The organism is Saccharomonospora iraqiensis subsp. iraqiensis, from assembly GCF_000430445.1.
Classification (GTDB): Bacteria; Actinomycetota; Actinomycetes; order Mycobacteriales; family Pseudonocardiaceae; genus Saccharomonospora; species Saccharomonospora iraqiensis.
In genome coordinates, this window is the sequence record NZ_KE387122.1 from 25,743 (window position 1) to 31,743 (window position 6,001).

The following is a 6,001-nucleotide window of genomic DNA, read 5'->3' on the forward strand; positions in this document are numbered from 1 at the left end:
CCGGATCGTGGCGGACGCCGCACAGGAGGCCGCCGACGTCGTGGACCGGGCCCGGGCCCGGGTCCGTACGCTGGAGACGGCCCGTCGTCGGGTCGCCGCCGAGCTGAGCTCGGCGCGGCGGACGTTGGAGGGCGCGCTGCCGTTGATCGAGACGGTGCCGGACGACCTCACGGACGGGACCACCCCGGACCACACGGCCGTGGACGGGACCGGGGAGACGGTGCCGGAGGGGGACGGAACCGACCGGTCGGACGCGGACGGGACGGCGGCGCAGCCCGCTTCCGCGGAGGCGGCGGAGCCCACGTCCGCGGAGGCGGAAGGGTCCGCACCGGCGGAGGGGACACCGTTGCCGAGCCCGCGGGAGCCGGACACGACGGTGTCCACCACCGGCTGAGCCGATCACCGGTCCCGACGGCGTCCGGCCGTCCGGCGCCGCAGACGGGCCGCGGAGGATCCCGGGTCGGGACGGGACCGGCCCGGGGGGTGCGAGAAGTATCGTCCCGTGGACGCCTTCGGCGTCGATCGGGAGAAGCACGGAAGGTGAGCGAATGGCACGGTCGTGCGTGCTGCTGAAGTACGGCGAGCTGATGCTCAAGGGGCGCAACCGCGGCACGTTCGAGCGGTACCTGCGGGAGGCGGTGCAGCACGCGGTCGCGGGCGCGTCCGCCCCCGTGCGGATCTCCCAGCGGCCGGGTGTGGTCGTGCTGTCCGGTGATCTGCCCCGCGAGGAGTTGGTCGAGCGCGCGCAGCGGGTGCTGGGGGTCAGCGTCGTCCAGCCCGTGCTCCGGTGCGGGCGCTCGGCGGAGGACACCGTGGACACGGTCCTGCGGGCACTGGCCGAGCGGTTCGGCAGCCCGGCCGGGACCGCGCCGCGCCGGTTCGCCGTCCGGGCGCACCGCAGGGACAAGAGCTTCCCGATGAGTTCCGAGCAGCTGGCCGCGCACGTGGGCAGCAGGGTCGTCGAGGAGTGGGGCTGGCCGGTCGACCTCGGTGACCCGGACGTGGAGATCACCATCGAGGTCGACCAGCGGGAGGTGTTCGTCGGCCTGGACCGGCAGCGTGGCCGGGGCGGCCTGCCGGTGGGGGCGAGCGGGCGCGCGCTGGTGATGCTCTCCGGTGGGTATGACTCGCCCGTGGCGGCCTACCGCGCGATGCGGCGTGGGCTGCGCTGCGACTTCCTCCACTTCACCGGGGCGCCACTGACGGGGCCGTCGTCGACGTACAAGGCCTACGCGCTGACCCGCCAGCTCGACCGGTTCCAGGGGGACTCGCGACTGCACGTGATCCCGATCGGCAACGCGCAACGGGCGCTGGCCACGTCGGGAGCGGGCAACCTCCAGGTCGTGGCCCAGCGCAGGCTCATGGTGCGCACCGCCGAGGCCCTGGCCACCGAGCTGGGCGCGCAGGCGTTGGTCACCGGGGACAGCCTGGGGCAGGTCTCCAGTCAGACCCTGGCGAACATGGCCACCGTCGAGCAGGCGTCGGCACTGCCGCTGCTGCGCCCGCTCGTCGCCTGGGACAAGGACGAGATCATCGGCGAGGCGCGCCGGATCGGCACGGCGGAGATCTCGACGTTGCCGGACGAGGACTGCTGCAGCCTGCTCGCCCCGCCGCGGGTGGCCACCAGGACGACACCGGCGCAGTTCGAGCGCGTGGAGCGGCGCCTGGACATCGACGAACTGGTGCCGAAGCTGCTCGCCGACGTCCAGGTGCACGTGCCGGGTTCGGACTGACCGCCCGCGGGACGGCCCGGGGTCGAACCGCGCCATCCCCCACGGACGGGCCCGCCGTGTTGATACCGTCTGCGGCCGTGGGCAAGCTACGTTCCGGTATCGCGACGTTCCTCGCGCGACGCTACTTCGCGCGGGCCCGGAGGAAGGGGCTCGGCCTCGCCGACCTCCCGCTGCCCGACGGAGCGCTGATGCCGTTGCGGCGGGAGGTGCTCGACCCCGTCGCGGAACTGGACCGGCGGCGGGAGCGGGAACCGGTGAGCCGGTTGCCGGTGCCGTTCGGGCCGACCGTCTGGCTGGTCACCGGATACGCCGAGGCGAAGGCGGTGCTGGCCGACGCCACCACCTTCAGCAACGACTTCGCGAACATCGCGGGGCATACCGGCATGGGTGCCGAGGACGACCCGGGTGGGCTCGGCTTCACCGACCCTCCCGAGCACACCCGTCTGCGCCGGCTGCTCACCCCCGAGTTCACGATGCGCAGGCTCTCCCGACTGAAACCGGAGATCGCGGACATCGTCTCCGGGCGGCTCGACGCGATGGCCGCGGCCGACGGGCCGGTGGACCTCGTGGAGGAGTTCGCCCTGCCCATCCCGTCGCTGGTGATCTGCGAGCTGTTGGGGGTGCCCTACGCCGACCGCGAGGAGTTCCAGCGGCACGCGGTCACCCGGTTCGACCTGTTCGGCGGGGCGGGGCAGTCCTTCGGGGCGATCTCGCAGTCGTTGGAGTACCTGGAAGGGGTCGTGCGCGCGCAGCGGGTGAACCCGGGGGACGGGCTGCTCGGCATGATCATCACCGAGCACGGTGACGAGGTGACCGACCGGGAGCTGGCGCAGCTCGCCGACGGTGTGCTCACCGGCGGGTTCGAGACCACCGCGAGCATGCTCTCCCTCGGCGCGCTGGTACTGCTGCGGGACGCGGAGGCGTTCCGACGGGTCCACGACTCCGACGAGGCGGTTCCCGACTTCGTCGAGGAACTCCTGCGGTACCTGACGGTGGTGCAGGTGGCCTTCCCCCGGTTCGCCCGCGACGACGTCGAGATCGGCGGTGTGCCGATCTCCCGGGGCGACATGGTCGTCGTCTCGCTCAGCGGGGCGAACCGGGACCGGGCACTGGGGGACGGGCTCGGCGTCGTCGACGGGAGCCGGGCGCCGACCTCCCACCTGGCGTTCGGGCACGGCGTGCACCGCTGCGTCGGGGCCGAGCTCGCCCGGATGGAGCTCCGGGCGGCCTACCCGGCGCTGGTGCGGCGTTTCCCGTCCATGCGGCCGGCCGTCCCCGTCGGGGAACTGGATTTCCGGCAGAGCTCCATCGTCTACGGGGTCGAACGGCTCCCGGTCACACTCGGCTGAGACCCCGCACCGCCACCGACCTGTTCCCGGCGCCTCCGGGCGGGCCTCAGCCACCGGCCATCGCCCCGACCACGAGCAACGGCTCGGTGCCCCGGGCGACCGGTTCGGGCAGCGGTGTGTCCGGGGAGTCGTGCGACAGGTCCCGTTCGCAGGCGAAGAACCGCACGTACGCGCGGCGCCGCCGGGTGGTGTGGTCGCGCAGGGTGCCCTGCAGTGCCGGGTGCCGGGTCTCCAGTTCGTCGAGCACGTCGCGCAGTGTCACGGTGCCGGTGAGGTCGAGCTCGACCTCACCGTCGATGCGGGCCAGTGTGCGGAGCTGGGCGGGGAGGGCGACGCGGATCATGGCAGGGTCTGCACCTCGACGGAGAGGACCGCGGGCAGATCCCGCACGATCGGCGCCCAGGTGCCGCCCGCGTCCGGCGAGGCGTAGACCTGCCCGCCCGTGGTGCCGAAGTACACCCCGCACTCGTCGAGCGCGTCCACGGCCATCGCGTCCCGCAGCACGTTGACGTAGCAGTCGCGCTGCGGCAGTCCCTCGGTCAGCGGCTCCCACTCGTGGCCACCGACGCGGCTGCGGTACACCCGGAGCCTGCCGTCGGGCGGGAAGTGCGCCGTGTCGCTGGTGATCGGCACGACGTAGACCGTGTCCGGGTCGTGCGCGTGCACCTGGATCGGGAAGCCGAAGTCGCTCGGCAGGCCGTCCCCGATGTCGTACCAGTGCTCCCCGCCGTCGTCGGTGCGCAGGACGTCCCAGTGCTTCTGCATGTAGAGCACGTCCGGCCGGTCGGGGTGCCGGGTGAGGTTGTGGACGCAGTGGCCCACCTCGGCGTCGGTGTCCGGGATGCCCTCCGAGACCAGACCCTTGTTGACCGGTTCCCACGTCTCGCCGGCGTCCCCGGTGCGGAACGCGCCCGCCGCCGAGATCGCCACGTGCATCCGGGAGGTGTCCCGGGGGTCCTGGACGATGGTGTGCAGGCACATGCCCCCGGCCCCCGGCTGCCACGACGGGCCGGACCCGTGGGTGCGCAACCCGCGCAGCTCCCGCCAGGTGACACCGCCGTCCGTCGAGCGGAACAGTGCCGCGTCCTCGACACCGGCGTAGACGGTCTCCGGGTCGGACAGCGCGGGTTCCAGATGCCACACCCGGGTGAACTCCCACGGGCGTTGGGTGCCGTCGAACCACTGGTGGGTGCCGACCGCGCCGTCGTAGGCGAACTCGTTGCCCACGGGCTCCCACGAACGGCCCCCGTCGTCCGAGCGCTGCACCACCTGCCCGAACCACCCACCGGACTGGGACGCGTACACCCGCTCGGGCGCGCTCGGCGCCCCGGCCACGTGGTAGACCTCCCAGCCGGCGAACAGCGGTCCGTCCACCCGCCAGTCCCGCCGACGTCCGTCGGCGGTCAGGATGAACGCCCCCTTGCGTGTCCCGACCAGGACCCGAACCTCTGTCATCGTCGCTCCTCACGCCCGTGGACCCGGTCACCGTAACCGTGGTCACCCATGACTGACATGTCCGCGGTCGTCGGCGTGCACCGACCGGGTGGCCGGCTCCCGCGGTCCTGCCCGATGTCCTAGCAGAGGGGACCGACAGTTCCGGTCCGCGTCCACGGGTGTGCGCTTGCCGGGACCGCCACTCTCCCGGGTGGCCGTGCGGCGGCATGCCCGCGCCGTGTGTGGGTAGCCGACAACCGGAGTCCCATCCGACGAAGCAGGGAGCGTGTCATGAAGGCTGTGGTGTACCAGGGAGCCAACGAGGTCAGCGTGGAGGAGGTCGACGATCCCCGCATCGAGGACCCCACCGACGTCCTCGTCCGCATCACGACCACCGCCATCTGCGGGTCCGACCTGCACATGTACGAGGGGCGGACGGCCGCCGAGCCGGGCATCGTCTTCGGCCACGAGAACATGGGGATCGTGGAGGAGGTCGGGTCCGGGGTCGCCTCCGTGCGCAAGGGTGACCGCGTCGTCCTGCCGTTCAACATCGCCTGCGGCTTCTGCCGCAACTGCCTCGCGGGCAACACCGCCTTCTGCCTGACGGCGAACCCCGGCTTCGCGGGCAGCGCCTACGGCTACGTCGGCATGGGGCCGTACAAGGGCGGCCAGGCGGAGTACCTGCGCGTCCCGTTCGCGGACTTCAACTGTCTGCACCTGCCGCCCGGCGAGGAACACGAGGACGACTTCGCCATGCTCGCCGACATCTTCCCGACCGGGTACCACTCCACCCAGCTCGCCGGGGTTTCGCCCGGGGACACGGTCGCCGTCTACGGCGGCGGTCCGGTGGGGCTCATGGCGGCCTACTCGTCGATGCTGCGCGGGGCGTCCAAGGTGTTCGTGGTGGACAAGGTGGCCGACCGGCTCCGCACCGCGGAGGAGATCGGCGCCATCGCGGTCGACTTCAGCAAGGTCAATCCCCCCGAGGCCATCCGCGACCAGACCGACGGGGGTGTCGACCGGGGTATCGACGCCGTCGGCTACCAGGCGACGGTGCCCGAGGGCACCGAGCAGCCCGCGATCGTGCTCAACCAGCTGATCGAGACGGTGCGGCCGACCGGTTCGATGGGCGTGGTCGGGCTCTACCTGCCGCAGGACCCGGGCGGGCCGACCGAGGACGCCCGGCACGGCAGGCTGCTCATCGACATCGGGCGCTACTTCGAGAAGGGCCTGCGGATGGGGTCCGGACAGGCCAACGTGAAGGCCTACAACCGGCAGCTGCGGGACCTGATCATCGCGGGCCGGGCCGAGCCGAGCTTCGTGGTCTCCCAGCGTCGCCCGCTCGACGAGGCCGCGGACGCCTACGCCCGCTTCGACCGGCGCGAGGAGGGCTACACGAAGGTGGTGCTCAAGCCCTGACCCCGGGGCCGGCGCTCCGGCGGACGGATCGCCGGGCACGGACCCGGGGCGTGCCCGCGCGGGCCC

5 protein-coding genes and 1 pseudogene are annotated in these 6,001 nt (G+C 72.7%); 4 read left to right on the forward strand and 2 right to left on the reverse strand.

Translation table 11 applies throughout. From position 1 onward, the window contains the following. From ACTIR_RS26885 to ACTIR_RS0118265, 3 genes and pseudogenes are all read left to right on the forward strand, one after another. Positions 1-394 (forward strand): annotated as a pseudogene (locus ACTIR_RS26885) (metallopeptidase); the annotation flags it as partial. Positions 395-548: 154 nt separating this feature from the next. Further along, complete coding sequence (gene thiI, locus ACTIR_RS0118260; RefSeq protein WP_026455362.1) at positions 549-1,733, forward strand: tRNA uracil 4-sulfurtransferase ThiI; 1,185 nt, start codon at positions 549-551, stop codon at positions 1,731-1,733. Between the two features lie 77 nt (positions 1,734-1,810). After that, entirely contained in the window at positions 1,811-3,082 is a 1,272-nt protein-coding gene (locus tag ACTIR_RS0118265) for a cytochrome P450 (RefSeq protein ID WP_026455363.1), read from the forward strand. Between the two features lie 46 nt (positions 3,083-3,128). Here ACTIR_RS0118265 and ACTIR_RS0118270 read toward each other — a convergent pair whose 3' ends face one another. After that, a complete protein-coding gene (locus ACTIR_RS0118270; RefSeq protein WP_026455364.1) occupies positions 3,129-3,425 on the reverse strand; it encodes a MoaD/ThiS family protein in 297 nt (98 codons plus the stop codon). Then, entirely contained in the window at positions 3,422-4,537 is a 1,116-nt protein-coding gene (locus ACTIR_RS0118275) for a WD40/YVTN/BNR-like repeat-containing protein (protein ID WP_026455365.1), read from the reverse strand. The genes ACTIR_RS0118270 and ACTIR_RS0118275 overlap by 4 nt, the downstream gene beginning before the upstream one ends. A 270-nt stretch (positions 4,538-4,807) precedes the next feature. Here ACTIR_RS0118275 and ACTIR_RS0118280 point away from each other — a divergent pair, with 270 nt between their 5' ends. Further along, positions 4,808-5,935, forward strand: a complete 1,128-nt coding sequence (locus ACTIR_RS0118280) for a glutathione-independent formaldehyde dehydrogenase (RefSeq protein ID WP_026455366.1) — start codon at positions 4,808-4,810, stop codon at positions 5,933-5,935. Positions 5,936-6,001: the final 66 nt, after the last annotated feature.

Coding starts and splice junctions, on each gene's coding strand:
- thiI (WP_026455362.1), top strand. CDS start 549: ATGGCACGGTCGTGCGTGCTGCTGAAGTACGGCGAGCTGATGCTCAAG.
- ACTIR_RS0118270 (WP_026455364.1), bottom strand. CDS start 3,425: ATGATCCGCGTCGCCCTCCCCGCCCAGCTCCGCACACTGGCCCGCATC.
- ACTIR_RS0118275 (WP_026455365.1), bottom strand. CDS start 4,537: ATGACAGAGGTTCGGGTCCTGGTCGGGACACGCAAGGGGGCGTTCATC.
- ACTIR_RS0118280 (WP_026455366.1), top strand. CDS start 4,808: ATGAAGGCTGTGGTGTACCAGGGAGCCAACGAGGTCAGCGTGGAGGAG.